Genomic DNA, 14,624 nt, shown 5'->3' with positions numbered 1-14,624 from the left:
AAGCTAGCGCGCGTGACGAGTCACAACGCGCAAGGCTTTTTATTCGAGATGTTCTGCGACTGCTGTCTTTCCAGCAATCCGGCCAAAAGTGAAGATGTCTGTCAACGAATTGCCGCCTAAGCGATTGCCGGCATGGATCCCCCCAGCAACTTCTCCTGCTGCATACAGTCCTTCAATGATTTGATCTTCCTTCGTCAACACATGGGTTTGCGGATCGATCTTCAATCCTCCCATCGTGTGGTGAACCGCTGGTTTTCTTGGTGTGGCATAGAAAGGCGCTTTTTCCACTTTCAAGTCGAAAACATCTTTGCCAAACTCTGGGTCTTTCCCAGCATCCACATAGCTGTTGTATTTCGCAACGGTCGCTTCTAAGACGGTTGGATCGACATTGATCTGCTCTGCCAGGCCAGCCAAGGTCTCACTACGGAACAGCGTACCAGCAGCTACTTGCTTATCGATTTTTTCTTGGCTCGTGTTATAAGCGGTTTTCTTGATCTCTTCATCCGCGATCAAATAGAACAATCCGCCATTATCGATCGCCGCTTGGGTCAATACATCGCGGCTTTCGTACTCATTGACAAAGCGCTCACCCTTTTGATTGACCATCACAAAGTTAGCTGGCGGCACTTGCAGCCCACTGAATAAAGCCCCTGTGTTCGGATCAGATACGGGCATCATTTGTGAAAAGCCCATGCCAACAAGGTCCGCGCCAGCACTTTCCCCTAGTTTGATCCCGTCACCAGTGATCGCTGGTGAATTTGACGTTTTGATATCGTCTTCGATCTCTGTCCAATAGGTATTGTATTGTTTCAACATTTTGGTGTTCGCTCCGAACCCGCCGGAAGCCAAAATCACTGCTTTGGCATGGATTGTGATTTTTTGACCGTTACGGCCTTCCCCGATGATTCCAGTAACCTTACCATCTTCGATCAATAATTCTTTGACAGGCGTATCGGTTAAAATCGTTCCGCCATGTTCTTTCACGAATTGATGCAAAGCCGATACAAAGGCATACCCTTCGTTTTTGACTGGTTTATGCCCACGGCGCCATTTCGCTCCTACTGGCATATCGACATTGTTCATATCAAATTCTACGCCGATTTCTTCTAACCATTTCACTGAGGCCAATGCTTGATCCGTCAAGATTTTCACTAGCTCGTACTTCCCATAGATCGGTTGCCCATTCAAATCTTTGCGTTTTCCGCCTAGATAAGTTTGAATTCGATGCCACAAAGCAGAATCAAACAAGTATTCTTTTTCTGGCGTCGTTTCTGAAAGATACGCAGTGATTTGTGCCTTCAAAGCTTTGAAGTCTGGCAAGTATTCTGCATCGATGTCTTGTTCATCGATCGTCAGCACTTCTTCTAAAGCACTGCGTTCGCCAGGCAATGCGGAGAAGCCGTTTTGCCATTTTGGATCCGCAGCATTCATCGGTCCGCCAGTACGTACGGTATTGCCGCCGATCGCTGGGAATTTTTCTACTAAGATCACGTCTTTATTGGCTTGCAGCACACTGGCAGCTGCACTCAGACCTGCGCCGCCGCCACCTACGACAACGACATCGGTAGTATACGTTTCATCTTCTGTTTGTAAAGCACTGGCGGCTTTTGGACGTTTGCGCAAGACATCTGGGTTCGCACCAGCCATTTTCACGGCTTTTGCTACCCCATCGACGACACCGTTACTAGTAACCGAAGCACCAGAGATCGCATCGACATTTAAGGTTTGCCCTTCAATAATCTCTTGAGGGATCCGTGCGAAAACGACATCAGCGATCCCTTCTGATTCACCAGACGTATCGATATCGATGGCTTCGATCCGTTCTTCGCTCAATTTGACGACCATTGGTAGATCCCCGTTATGTCCTGGTGCTGTGACGGTGTATTCACCAGGCTCATAAACGACTTCTTCTGGTACGTTCAACAAATTAGCGACTTCCGTAAACCGAACGAACTTGCGGAAACAGCTTTCCAAAAAGTCGATCGTTCGTTGATCTTTTAAATTGCCTTGTTCATCAAAGGCTTGATGCGCACGCCCCAGCAAGAACTCATTTCCTGGCATGACTGTCGCATTGACACCTGGAGCGTCAAGGATTTGGCGCAAATGAAGCTGTGCTCGGGAGGAGCCTTGCACATCGTAGGATGCGCCGACGATCATCACTGGTTTGCCATCAAAAGGATGGAGATTGAAGGAGAGCCATTCCAAGACGCTTTTCAATGCGGAAGGAATCGAATGGTTATGCTCTGGTGTTGCGATAATCACTCCATCGGCTGCTAAAATCTTGCTATTTAACCGTTGGATCACTTCGCTATTGGTTTGATCTTGTGTTTCATTGAACATTGGAACATCCTTGATTTCCAGCAGTTCAATTTCTGCTAGGGCAGCAAATTCTCGCTGCATAAACGCTACTAATTGGCGATTGGTCGATTTTTTGGCGTTCGTTCCGATTAGGCCGACAAATTTCATGACTAGTTCCTCTCTTTCTTATGCTTGTTCCCACGAAAATTTCTTTGCTCGTTCTTTAGCCGTTGAATATTCACTGACCAGACGGTTCGTGATTTCGACGAACAAGACAAATTCATTGAAACAGTCTTCTAGTTCGGCAACTTTTTCGTTATCGATCAAGTTTCCTTGTTCATCGAAGGCTTGCATGGAATGCCCTAACAAAAATTCCGCACTCGGCATGATTCGGGCTTTTACTTCAGGCGCATCTAAGATCTGACGCAAGTGGGCTTGGGCTCTCGATGAACCTAATGCACCAAGAGAAGCACCCGTGATCATCACTGGTTTATCGATCAAAGGCCGCGTCGTATAAGAAAGCCATTCGATCATGCTTTTTAACACCGCTGGGATCGAGTGGTCGTATTCTGGTGTACTGATGATTACCCCATCTGCTGCTTCGATCTTCTCTGACAAGGCTTGGACTGCCGCTGGTGCCGTCCGATCTTCTGGTTCATTAAATGCCGGCAGATCACTGATTTCGCAAAGTTCGATCTCCGCTTGGTCACTAAAATGGCTTTGAATAAATTGCAGTAAGCGACGGTTGGTCGAACGCGTCGAGTTGGTTCCTACGATTCCAATCAATTTCATTATCATCTCTCCTAATTGTGAATAATTTAACATTTAACAAAAAATAAAAAGTTTTTGACCATTGGCTTTGATTTCTTTTTTCAATCGTTTCTCAAGTTGATTTTTACGACCTACTGAGATGAAAGGCTTCTTCCTAAACAAAAAAATCTTCCCCAAGTACCCATTAAGTGTACGACTGAATTCTTTATTTGTGAAATATTTATTTAATTATCCATCGATAACAAATTTGTTATAATAAGAAAAATGACTAGGAGGACAACGCAATGGCACTTAAAGATTCCCATCTGATGCTGCAATACCTCGATACCTTGTTAAAGCATAGCAACTATACCAAAGCCGCCAAAGACCTCTACATCTCACAGCCTTACTTGACACAAACCGTGAAACGTGCCGAACAAGAGCTAGGGACCCCCATCATCAATCGGCAGCCGGGTCATTTTCAACTGACGGAAGCTGGTAAAATCTATTATCAATATCTGGAAACCTTGGAAACAGAGTCTGCCAAATTGAAAAGTCGGCTGTCTTGGTATACCGCGACCGAGAAGCGTTCTTTGCGCTTAGGCATCTTGCCCAGCCTTGGTTCCTATCTGCTGCCACTCTTTTTGCCTGCATATTATGAACACTATCCCAACGTGCACTTTTTCTTACGGGAAGACCTGCCGAAGCACAATGAAAAACGCCTGCTGAATGGGCAGCTGGACTTTTTTATCGGACAAAATCCTGAGACGATCGCACCGAATCTAACAGTCCACAGTACCAATCAAGAACGGTATCTAGCGATCATTCCGCCTTGTTCTTCCCTGTATCAACCAGAGAAGCGGTATTTAGCGCCTGATTCATTGGCCGTCAAAGACTTGCTGCAAAGTCCATTGATTTTGACCGCCAGCGGCTCGGCGATTCGCCGCCAAATCGATCAATTGCTGCAAAAATACAAAGTAGAGGCGACGGTTCTCATAGAAAGCAGCAATATTTATACAGCAGCGGCATTGGCAGAAAACAACCTTGGGATTGCGATCGTACCAGAAAGCGTGCTACAAGCAGCGACCGCGACCCCTTTTAATCTTTATCCAATGCCAGAGGAACTCTTGTCCCTCACCTATTTTATTGCCCATCAAGCCGAACGGGCATTGTCAAACAGCGAAGCCGCCTTGATCGAGGCCTTTTTGCACCACGTCTAACTTTCCTTTTTTACAAAAAAAAGTAAGCAGCGATCACCTATATTCCTAGGTGATCGCTGCTTGCTTTCATTCTGCTGTTGGCGTTTCGATCAAACGTGCTAATTCTTGCGGATAGATCAATTCACCTTGTTTGGTAATGACTAATCCAGTGATCCCTTCTAACGGCGCCAGCTCCTGCAAGATGGCTTGTGGCTCTTTGCCGAATAAGCGGGTCGTCCAAATCTCTCCATCAACCGATTTGTCGGATAGAATCGTGACACTGGCAATGGCTGACTCTAACGGATAGCCCGTTTCTCGATCAAAGATATGATGATAGGTCTTGCCCGCTACCTGATAGGTTCGTTCATAGATCCCTGATGTAACGACTGACTGATTGTGTACCTTCAACGCGGCGACAAAATTCCCTCTTGGCAAGAAAGGATTTTGGATCCCGATCCGCCAATAGCCATCAGCATGGCTCGGGGCATCGCCGTAAGTCACCACATTGCCCCCAAGATCGATCAAAGCGGCTGTGACACCGACCTGCTTGAAATACGCCATCAACAAATCAGCAAAATACCCTTTCGCAACGGCCCCTAGATCAAGCTTCATGCCGGCAGCTAACCCAACGGTCTGCAGCGTTTCATCCAAAACGATCTTGGCGGGATCAGTCTTTGGCAGCAGTTCAGCGATTTTCTCAGGCGTTGGTAGATGGGCATCTTGAAACCCGATTCGCCATTCCTGCACTAAAGGACCGATGGCAATATTTAAGTAGCTATCTTTTGGCAAGCTATGGGTTTTCCCTAGTGCGATCAATTCAACCAATTCCGGTGTGGCGGCGATCGCTCCTTGTCCTGCCTGCTGATTGATCTGCATCAACTCAGACGTCGGGTCATTGGCACTAAAACGCTGTTCAAAGGCCACGGCTCTTTTCGCTGCTTCCTCTAAGATCACTTCTGGGGTTTCATGCTGCACCCAAATCGTGATCACCGTTCCCATTCCCTGTAACACTCGTTGACCTTCTGCCATTGTCCTTGCTCCTTTGTCCTCTTCTTTTGGCTATCATAGCAGTTTCTGGGAGAAAAAAGTAGTCTGCGGGATGCCGCCACTGCTTTTTTTGAAAAAAAAACTGCGAGGTCACCCTCGCAGTCTGCTGTCTCTATTGCTCAATGATAAAAGTCGAAGCGGCCTTTCGCCAATACTTCTTTGACCCCACCGGTTTGGTACAAGGAACGGTCCATAATGGCTTTTTTCACCACGGAAGCGGGATAGCCTTTGATGCCCATTTTCCCTACTAAGCCAAAGGCATGGGTATTGCCGATAGACGCCACTGAACCTAATGATTCAAAGTGGAAATCTGTTGGTTTTTCCCCGTTCATTTGACGTAAGATATTTTTACCCGCATGCTGCCCCATCTTCAAAGCGATTTGAGCCGTTGTTGGATACGGGCGATTGGTCGCTGGGTCCATGACTGCTGAAACATCACCGACAACATAGACGTTACTATGATCAGGGTCTGTTAGGTCTTGATTGACCATCACGCGACCACGACGAGCAGAAAAGTCTGATTCAGCCATCACATGGCTGCCGCTGACGCCTGTGGTCCAAACGATGGTTTTGGCTGATAATTCAGCTGTTGCTCCTGTATCGGCATCATCTTGATAGACAACGACACCCGGTTTGATTGATTTGATGGGTTTACCAGTCAGGAAGTTCACGCCCCATTTAACGAGATTTTTGATCCCATAATCCGATAGTTTTTCATCAAACATCGGTAATAAACGAGTCACTGCTTCGACACAATACAGTTTGATGTCTTCTGGCTTGACGCCTGCTGCTTTCGCAAAGGTTTTACGGTTTTCCACCAATGAACCTAGCAATTCGATTCCGGTAAAACCAGCACCGCAGACAACGATTTTTAGGTAGTCAGGATTTTGTGTTTCTTTGTATGCCTTCATTTGTTTCAACAAATGATGATAGATGTTTTCTGCGGAGTCGACATCCACCATTTCCAACGCATGCTCCTCGACACCAGGGATCCCAAATGATTCTGATTCAAAGCCTAACGCCACGATCAAATAATCATACGTGCACGTGGATTGATCTTTAAAAACGATCACTTGCTGGTTACGATCGATCGACGCAACTTCCTTTTGAACAAAGCTCGTCTTTTGGGGACGAACGACATCATTGATGGGATAGCAAATGCGGTCTCTTGGTTGCGTACCAGCCGCAACTTCATGAAGATCGGTTGCCTCATAATGATAATCGTTTTTGTCGATCAATGTGATGTGAAACGCTTCTTTTGCTCCTTGCAGTACGTGCAATGCTCGCAATCCAGCATACCCTGCTCCTAAAATGACAACTTCCTTCATGTTTCCTTACTTCCTTTCTTTGCTGTAAAAATTATAAAATCAAACCAATCGCAAAACACAGCACTTGTACGCATGCTCCGACCGCAAGGATCCGAACGGCACAAATGAAGGTCTCTCTTTTGATTTGTTTTTGCATAAATCGTTTTGTCTGTTGCCAGACAAAGGGCACCGCGAAAAAGGTCAGAACCAGTGACCAAGGCGCAATGTTGAGAGCAACTGAGGCAATGATCGCAACAAACGCCAAGACGTTCATCACGATAAATAATTTCAACGCACGGGCTTTACCAAGGTAATGCACCAGCGTATAGCGCTCATTTTTTTCATCCTCTTCCAGATCACAAATGTTGTTTGCCAGCATCAAGTTGGCGATCCATAATGTGTTGGGTAATGAGATCAAGAAAATACTGCCAATCGTGGCAATGTTCCATTCAAAGGTTTGATAGGCATTAAGATAGACACAGATCAATGAGATCATAAAGCCCATCGTAAAGCCGGAAAAGAACTCGCCTAAAGGCAAACTAGAAAGCGGCCGTGGACCAGAGGAATAAAAGATCCCGACTAGGTAACAATACAGCCCCATCCAAAAGAGCGGCCAGCCAACCACCATTGCCAAGGCGATCCCCATGGCAGCGGAAAGGATGATCATGGAGACCATCAACCAAAAAACCAATTTGACAGACAATTGTTCCCGACCAATGATATTGGTTTTTTCTTTGTAATCATGCCCTTCTGTGGCATGATGGTAATCGTTGTAGTTATCTAAAATATCCACCGCCATATTGAAGATCAGCATGGCAATGAAATACAACAAGACATAGCCAAGATGAATCGTTTGATAATTGTACCAGCTGTAGCAGACACCAATAAAAAATGGCAAAATACTGGCGGTTTTTGCTTTAAATTCGACAAGTTCTAAAAATACAGGTAGCGTCACAACTTCACCTCCTTTAGTGAGTGCATTAAACTAGTCAATCACGCCCCTTTACGCTAGAATAAGGGCTGAATGACTGTTAGAAAGGGTTATACTATGTTTGACTTTTGGATCGATTATCCGACGATCGAACAACGATTGAAAACCGTATGTTCCATCATTGAAGAACACGTTACTGTTCGTAACAAAGAGATACAAGATGTTTTGATCGACTTTACTTATTCAGGTGGAAAAATGCTGCGGCCAGCGCTCTTTTTTTTGTTTGCTGACTTAGGCGATCCCCATTATAAAAAAACCGACCAATTAACAAAAATTGCTGCTTCTCTAGAAATTTTACACATGGCCACTTTGATCCATGACGACATTATTGACGATTCGCCGCTGCGGCGCAGTCAAGTCACTGTTCAAGCCAAATATGGCAAGGATATCGCGGTCTACACGGGTGATCTTCTGTTCACCCAATTTTTTGAGCTTTTGATCGAAAGTATGAATGGCTCCCCGTTTTTAAAAACCAACGCACAAGCCATGAAACGACTCCTTTTAGGCGAACTTGATCAAATGCACACTCGCTACAACATCCATGAATCGATTGACGACTATCTGCAAAGCATCAACGGCAAAACCGCTGAACTGTTTTGGCTCGCTTGTCTCGAAGGCGCTCATTTTGGCGGCCTCGACACAGAAAACCAAGAACGAGCTGGTGAGATCGGGCGCAACATCGGGATCGCCTTTCAAGTATTCGACGATATTCTCGACTACACCTCTGATAGCGGCACCTTGAAAAAACCGATTCTAGAAGATTTGGCGCAAGGGGTCTATACCTTGCCGCTGCTATTTGCCAAAGAACAGGCACCTGCAGCATTCGCTCCTTATTTGAATAAAAAAGCAGCACTCTCCTTGGCAGAAGCCCAAGAAGTTGCGGATCTTGTCGTCCGTTACGGCGGTGTCGAAAAAGCGCGCGCTTTCGCGGTCACCTACACGCAAAAAGCCTTAGACGACATCGATCTGCTGCCAGAAGCACCTAGCAAAGCCAAAATTCGTTCATTAACTGAACTGCTCTTGCAGCGCAATTACTGAGCCATAGAGCAATGAGAAGAAAAGCGTCCATCACTGATTGATGGACGCTCTTTTTTATCGTCGTCCTTGGTCAATGGCCAATAAGTGTTGAAAATGTTTATTTTCTGCGGCCAATTCGGCAGGTGTTCCGCTCATGGTCAACTGACCATCTTCAATAAAAAGCACACGATCCATCATCGAAATTCCTTGCAAGTGGTGGGTGATCCAAATGATCGTTTTGTTCTCCAGCACTTGGAAAAAGGTTTCAAGTACGCCTTGCTCCGTGATTGGGTCTAAGCCGACGGTTGGCTCATCCAATAAGATGATTGGGGTGTCTTTTAGCAAGATTCGCGCCAATGCCAAACGATGCCGTTCTCCACCAGAAAAACGCAAGCCGGCTTCATCCACCATCGTCGCCAAACCATTAGGCAAAGCTGCCACCATTTCTTTCAACCCGACTTGCTCCAGTACGCGCCAGACTTCTTCTTCCGAAGCCGACTCATTGCCTAGCCGAATATTATTCAAGACGGTCGTATGGAAAAGATAGGGACTTTGATTGATGACACCGATCAAGTCACTGATTGACTCACTCAATGCCGTCACTGGCACGTCATTTAAGGTGATCGCCCCTTGCGTCGGTTGCAGATCGCCTCGCAACAAGGAGGCAAATGTACTTTTCCCAGAACCGCTGCGGCCAAGGATCGCTAGTTTTTGATGTGCAGGAATCGTTAGATCCAGCCCATGAAGCACTTCTTTGCCTTCAGGATACTGAAAATGCAAGTCCTTGACTGTGATCGACACGAGGCCCGTCACTTCAGGTACTAACGGTTGCTCCATGGAGACCTCTTGGCGATTTTCTTCTGGCAATGCATTGAAGCGATCGATGGAGTCTTTGTACCGATTGGTTTCTTGAGCAGCTGACGGTAATGGCGCAAATGCATCAACTAAAGGAAAGACACACAGGACAAAGGCAGCGATCCAGTTGGCTGCTCCTCCGTGGTTACCTGGAAAGCGAATGCTGGTCCAAAGCAGCAATGCGACAGCGATCACCCCAAAGATGCTTTGTAAAAGAAAATCACGCCGGCGATCAAAGGACAGCATCTGTTCATCCACCGCCCGCAACTGCGTTTCCAGTTCCTTATGGGCAGCCACGTACTCGCTCCCTCTTTGAGAGAAGACCCAATCAGAAACCCCTAATACATTATCCGTCAGTGTCGTATACAAGTTGTTTTTCATATGTTTTTGCTTTTCTTGCCGCGCGCCGTTGATGATCACCGACCAAAGTGGCAAGACAAAGACGATGGTTCCTAATAGCAGCAGCATCACCAAAGCAAACCACCAAGAAAAATAGCCGAGTCCAATGATCAAGAACGCATACAAGATCCAAGCGATCACGGTAGGAAAGATCGTCCGCAAATACAGGTTTTGAATATGGTTGATATCTTCTGCCAATAAGCCCAAGATATCCCCCGTGCGATGCGCTTGCTTAAAGAAGATCGCATCTTTTTCTACTACGTTGTACAATTTCAAACGTAAATTAGAGGTCATGCGCAAGACCCAGCTATGACTGGTCAACCGTTCCAAATAGCGAAAGACTGGACGGCCGATCCCAAACGCTCGGGTCAGTACGATGGGGATGTAAACCAATAGAATGTTTTCTGGGATCGATGCCGAGCGGCTGATCAGGTACCCCGAATTAAACATCAGTGCACCGCCACAGAAAAAGGTCAAGAAGCCTAGGAATAAGGCCAACGCCAAAACGTTTTTGTATTTTGACAAGAAAGGCTTGACCCAGGTATCGGTTTTCAATGAGCGCAATAAGCCGATTTTATTCAAGCTGTTCCCTCCTCATTCCATTGACTAGTTCTGTAAAAGCACCTTGCTTTTGCTGCAGTTGAGTCAAGGTGCCTTGTTCCACGATTCTTCCTTGATCCATCACGATGATTTCATCCATTTCTTCCATCCAGTGCAAGCGATGGGTTGCAAAAAAGACTAACCGGTTTTCCATCAGCGGCAGCATCCGTTCCTTTAAGGCAACTTCAGTTTCAATATCCAAATGTGCCGTTGGTTCATCAAACAAAAGAATCTTTCGTTGCTGATCTAAAAAGGCACGGGCTAAAGCGATCCGCTGGGCTTGTCCACCACTTAGATGCCGTTCCCCTTCTCCTAACATCGTATCCAACCCTTGCGGCAGCTCTGCCAAAAGCTCAGTCAAGCCTGCCACTTCAATGGCCTTCAGTACGGCTTCTTTGGTAGCTGTCGGCTGATAAAACGCGACATTTTCCTGCAAGGTCAACCGATAGATATAAGGATTTTGCGGAATATAGATCAGCTGTTCTTGCCAGCTTGCTTGGCGAAAGGCCGTGGTTTGGGCTCCCCCAAGAGTGATCTCGCCACTGTCTGGCACGAGAAAGCCACTCAAAGTATTGATCAAGGTAGACTTGCCAGAACCGCTCAGACCGATGATCCCAATCTTTTTGAAGCCAGTCACGTTCAAGTTGATATCCCTCAAAGCTGCTTTTTCCTCGTAGGAAAAAGCCAGCTGATCAATCGTTAACTGGGTGTCTTCCTGCCAACGAGGCACCTTTACTGCCGGTACTTGGGCTTCCGGCTGATGCAAGATCTCCGTCACCGCAGTCATCGCATTTTTCCCGTCTAAGGTTGCATGATAATCACTGGAAAAGTCGCGGATTGGCAAGAAATATTCTGGTGCTAAAATCAAGATAGTTAACGCCGGAAACAGCAAGATCCCTTCATTGATCAGCCGCAAGCCTAGCAAGACTGCCACGACGGCAATCGATAAGGTCGTGAAAAAGTCTAAGGCGAAGGTCGATAAAATACCGACTTTTAATGAAGCCATCGTCGCTTTCCGAAACCGTTCGCTGGAAGCAAAGATACTTTTGCCATATTTTTTACTGACCCCAAACAATTTCAGCGTGTCGATCCCTCGCAAAGAATCGATGAAATGATTGGACAGTAGTTGAAAGGTACGGTATTGCTTTTCCGCTTTGCTTTGGGCGGCATAGCCCAAGATGATCATAAAAATGATGATCAAGGGGAACACCAACAGCAAGACCAAGCCGGATTCCCAATCCAGATAAAAAACGAGTGCCAAAATGACCCAAGGAATGATCGACATATTCATGATTTTGGCAAGAATCAATTTCAAGTAGTTTTCAACTTGATTGATCCCTTCCAAGACCATCGTTGTTACATTTCCCGTCCCTTGTTGTTGTGCGATCTGAGGACCGACCCGAAACAATTTCTCCAACAATTGATCCCGCAAATCGGCGGCTTGCTGGTAACTGTAATCATCGAGTCTTTTGGAACGGAAATAGATAACGGCTTGCCGGGCGATAAACGAACAAAAGAACAGCAGAATCCAGCCCCACTGTTCCTCTAATGGTCGTCCTTCCCATAAGCCAGTGATGGCACGTGCCAATCCATACGCCTGCCCAATAATGAAGAGCGCCTGCAGGAACGAAAGTCCCGCAAGCAGCCCTAAAAGTTGTTTCATTCCTGGGAGCTTCATGATTTGTTTATCAATCATTTATACCCCTCCAACGCCTCCGTATGACTGATCCGCTTACGGAAGATATAGTAACTCCAAGCCGTATAGGCCAAGACGAAAGGCAAGATCGTCAGTGAAAGATAACTCATGATCTTCAATGTGTAGCGGCTTGAAGACGCATCAGCGATCAACAGGTCATAGCTTGAATCGATCGAACTGATCAAGACTCTTGGGAATAACCCTGTGAAGATCAATGCCACCAAAGCGATCAACGTCAAGCCGCTCGCAATGAAAGCCATCATTTCTTTGCCTTTAAAGACGCCGATATTTGCAATCAGTGTCAGTACAACGATCACAAGCAACAAACCAAGCGTTGTCGCAAAATGATTCTCAAAGAAATCCGTTTGGAAGTAAAGCATCACAGCAAAGACGATTAAGCCTGCATATAGGATGCCATAAAAAATACTTGCATAGTTGCGTGCCCGTGCCCGAATCGGACCTTCCGTTTTCAAAGCGATATAGTTTAATCCGTGCAAGTAGCACAACAAGGTCAACGCGATCCCGCCAACGATTGAAAAGGGATTGACGTAATCCGTAAAGGTTGCCGTCATGTTGCCATCTTCACCCAAAGGCATTCCTTGGATCATGCTGACAAACATCAGACCGAAGAAAAACGGTACGATCGTACTGCCGATCGTCAACGTCCAGTTCCAAATGTTTTTGTGTTCTTTCGGGAAGTTTGCTCGAAACTCAAAGGAAACACCGCGAATGATCAACCCGACTAAGATCAATAACAAAATCAAATAAAAACCGCTGAACAAAGAAGCATACCAGTATGGAAACGAGGCGAACATCGCTCCGCCAGCGGTCAATAGCCACACTTCATTGCCATCCCAGACAGGCCCGATCGTTTTAACGATCTGGTCTTTTTCCTCTTCATTGTGGGCCAATGTCTGCACAGACATCCCCACACCAAAGTCAAACCCTTCTAAGAAGAAGAAGCCAGAAAATAAAAGCCCAATCAACGTGAACCATAGTAATTGCAGACCGGTCATCCTTCAAACGCCTCCTTATCAAATGGGTCTTTGTACCCTTCTTGGTTGTCTCCTTGGCTGATTTCGCCGAAGGCTTCTTTTTCAGGTCCATGATCCATTTCCCGTTTCACCAGATAGACCATCGTTCCGCCCAAGCCAGAGAATAAGAGGAAGTAAACGATGTTTGAGATCAAGAGTGAGGTCACGGAAACGTTTGGTGACACACTATCTTCGATCGTAAACAAGCCGTAAACCGTCCATGGGTAACGTCCTAACTCCGTGATCAGCCAACCAGCTGTATTGGCAATAAATGGGGTGAACAAAGTGATCGCCACTACCCAAAGCAGCCAGCGTTTTTCAAAGAGCCACGGTTTCTTCTTACGCGTAAAGTACAACCCCAGACCAGAAACCAACAGCATCAAGGCACCAAAACCAGCCATGATCCGGAAGCTCCAAAAGAGTGTGTTGACCGGCGGGTAGTAATTACGGTCGCCGTAGGTTTCAATCAATTGCTGATTGACCGTATCCATCCCGTCGATGGAGCCGAAGGGTTCATTGAAGGCTAAGATACTCAACATATAGGGAATCGAAATACCGAAGACTTGGTGATGTTCTGCTTCATTCGCCCAAGCAACGACGGTCCAAGCCGCAGGACTCCCAGTATCTTCATACGCCCCTTCCATTGCGGCAAATTTCATTGGTTGTTCTTCAACCAAGTATTTCATTTGTTCATCCCCAGCTAGCAAGACAGTGAATGAACCGAACAATGCCACCGCAAAACCGATCCGCATTGATTTTTTGAAGAAATCACGTTCAATGTCTTTGTCTTTCTTCAATAGACGAAAGGCAGATAAACCAGCAACAATGATCCCACCCATCGTGATGGCAGCGGTGATCACGTGTAAAAACTCATACCACACCTGTGGATTTGCCAATAATGCACCGAAGTCAGTCATTTCTGCCCGGCCATTGTTCAAGGTATACCCCACTGGATGCTGCATAAAACTATTGGCAGCTAAGATCCAAAACGCCGATAGCATCGAACCTAGCGTCACCAACCAGAAAAAGGTGGCGTGCAGCTTGGGACTGACCCGATCCCATGTAAAGATCCACAGTCCTAAGAACGTCGATTCTAAGAAGAACGCCAACAAAGCTTCTAAAGCCAAGGGCGCACCAAAAATATCCCCGACAAAACGAGAATAGTCTGACCAGTTCATCCCAAATTGAAATTCTTGAATGATCCCTGTCACGACCCCGACAGCAAAACTCAATAGAAAAATATTCCCCCAAAACTTCGTCATCCGGCGATATTTTTCATCTTTTTTGATCACATAAAGTGTCTCCATAATTGCAACGACGACACCAGTTCCGATCGAAAACGGTACAAAGAAAAAGTGAAAAATCGTCGTCATCGCAAACTGGATTCGCGCTAGTGTCACAATATCCATCCTACATCCTCCTATTTCATAA

11 protein-coding genes are annotated in these 14,624 nt (G+C 46.2%); 2 read left to right on the top strand and 9 right to left on the bottom strand.

All coding sequences use genetic code 11. The annotated features are described in order from the left end of the window. Positions 1-39 precede the first annotated feature (39 nt). Together IGI94_RS00410 and IGI94_RS00405 are read right to left on the bottom strand one after the other, a co-directional pair. Complete coding sequence (locus tag IGI94_RS00410; RefSeq protein ID WP_438899297.1) at positions 40-2,466, bottom strand: flavocytochrome c; 2,427 nt, start codon at positions 2,464-2,466, stop codon at positions 40-42. A gap of 18 nt (positions 2,467-2,484) precedes the next feature. Further along, complete coding sequence (locus IGI94_RS00405) at positions 2,485-3,090, bottom strand: NADPH-dependent FMN reductase (protein WP_008376652.1); 606 nt, start codon at positions 3,088-3,090, stop codon at positions 2,485-2,487. Between the two features lie 263 nt (positions 3,091-3,353). Here IGI94_RS00405 and IGI94_RS00400 point away from each other — a divergent pair, with 263 nt between their 5' ends. After that, positions 3,354-4,268, top strand: coding sequence for a LysR family transcriptional regulator (locus IGI94_RS00400; protein ID WP_086294335.1), 915 nt, complete (start codon positions 3,354-3,356; stop codon positions 4,266-4,268). Between the two features lie 66 nt (positions 4,269-4,334). Here the strand turns inward: IGI94_RS00400 and IGI94_RS00395 are convergent, their stop codons facing one another. From IGI94_RS00395 to IGI94_RS00385, 3 genes are all read right to left on the bottom strand, one after another. Beyond that, the gene (locus IGI94_RS00395) at positions 4,335-5,276 is read right to left on the bottom strand and encodes an FAD:protein FMN transferase (RefSeq protein WP_086294334.1); all 942 of its coding nucleotides are present in this window, start codon (positions 5,274-5,276) and stop codon (positions 4,335-4,337) included. A gap of 137 nt (positions 5,277-5,413) precedes the next feature. Further along, the gene (locus tag IGI94_RS00390; protein WP_005232831.1) at positions 5,414-6,622 is read right to left on the bottom strand and encodes an NAD(P)/FAD-dependent oxidoreductase; all 1,209 of its coding nucleotides are present in this window, start codon (positions 6,620-6,622) and stop codon (positions 5,414-5,416) included. Positions 6,623-6,653: 31 nt separating this feature from the next. After that, the gene (locus IGI94_RS00385) at positions 6,654-7,556 is read right to left on the bottom strand and encodes a prenyltransferase (protein ID WP_438899296.1); all 903 of its coding nucleotides are present in this window, start codon (positions 7,554-7,556) and stop codon (positions 6,654-6,656) included. Positions 7,557-7,649: 93 nt separating this feature from the next. On the opposite strand from IGI94_RS00385, the gene IGI94_RS00380 reads away from it, so the two are divergent. Then, the gene (locus IGI94_RS00380; RefSeq protein ID WP_005226544.1) at positions 7,650-8,630 is read left to right on the top strand and encodes a polyprenyl synthetase family protein; all 981 of its coding nucleotides are present in this window, start codon (positions 7,650-7,652) and stop codon (positions 8,628-8,630) included. Between the two features lie 54 nt (positions 8,631-8,684). Here the strand turns inward: IGI94_RS00380 and cydC are convergent, their stop codons facing one another. The 4 genes from cydC to IGI94_RS00360 are packed head-to-tail and all read right to left on the bottom strand — an operon-like array spanning position 8,685 to position 14,602. Further along, the gene (gene cydC / locus IGI94_RS00375) at positions 8,685-10,445 is read right to left on the bottom strand and encodes a thiol reductant ABC exporter subunit CydC (protein ID WP_005232834.1); all 1,761 of its coding nucleotides are present in this window, start codon (positions 10,443-10,445) and stop codon (positions 8,685-8,687) included. After that, the gene (gene cydD, locus IGI94_RS00370; protein WP_151196248.1) at positions 10,438-12,159 is read right to left on the bottom strand and encodes a thiol reductant ABC exporter subunit CydD; all 1,722 of its coding nucleotides are present in this window, start codon (positions 12,157-12,159) and stop codon (positions 10,438-10,440) included. The genes cydC and cydD overlap by 8 nt, the downstream gene beginning before the upstream one ends. Then, positions 12,156-13,175 carry a cytochrome d ubiquinol oxidase subunit II gene (cydB, locus tag IGI94_RS00365; protein WP_005232836.1) on the bottom strand — a complete coding sequence of 340 codons (1,020 nt, stop codon included), beginning with the start codon at positions 13,173-13,175 and terminating at the stop codon, positions 12,156-12,158. Before cydB ends, cydD begins: the two co-directional genes overlap by 4 nt. Continuing rightward, the gene (locus IGI94_RS00360) at positions 13,172-14,602 is read right to left on the bottom strand and encodes a cytochrome ubiquinol oxidase subunit I (protein WP_438899295.1); all 1,431 of its coding nucleotides are present in this window, start codon (positions 14,600-14,602) and stop codon (positions 13,172-13,174) included. Before IGI94_RS00360 ends, cydB begins: the two co-directional genes overlap by 4 nt. Positions 14,603-14,624: the final 22 nt, after the last annotated feature.

It is taken from the genome of Enterococcus sp. AZ149 (assembly GCF_051714285.1).
Taxonomy (GTDB): domain Bacteria; phylum Bacillota; class Bacilli; order Lactobacillales; family Enterococcaceae; genus Enterococcus_D; species Enterococcus_D entomosocium.
Note: the sequence above shows the minus strand (reverse complement) of the source record. Positions and strands in the feature narration are given on the sequence as shown.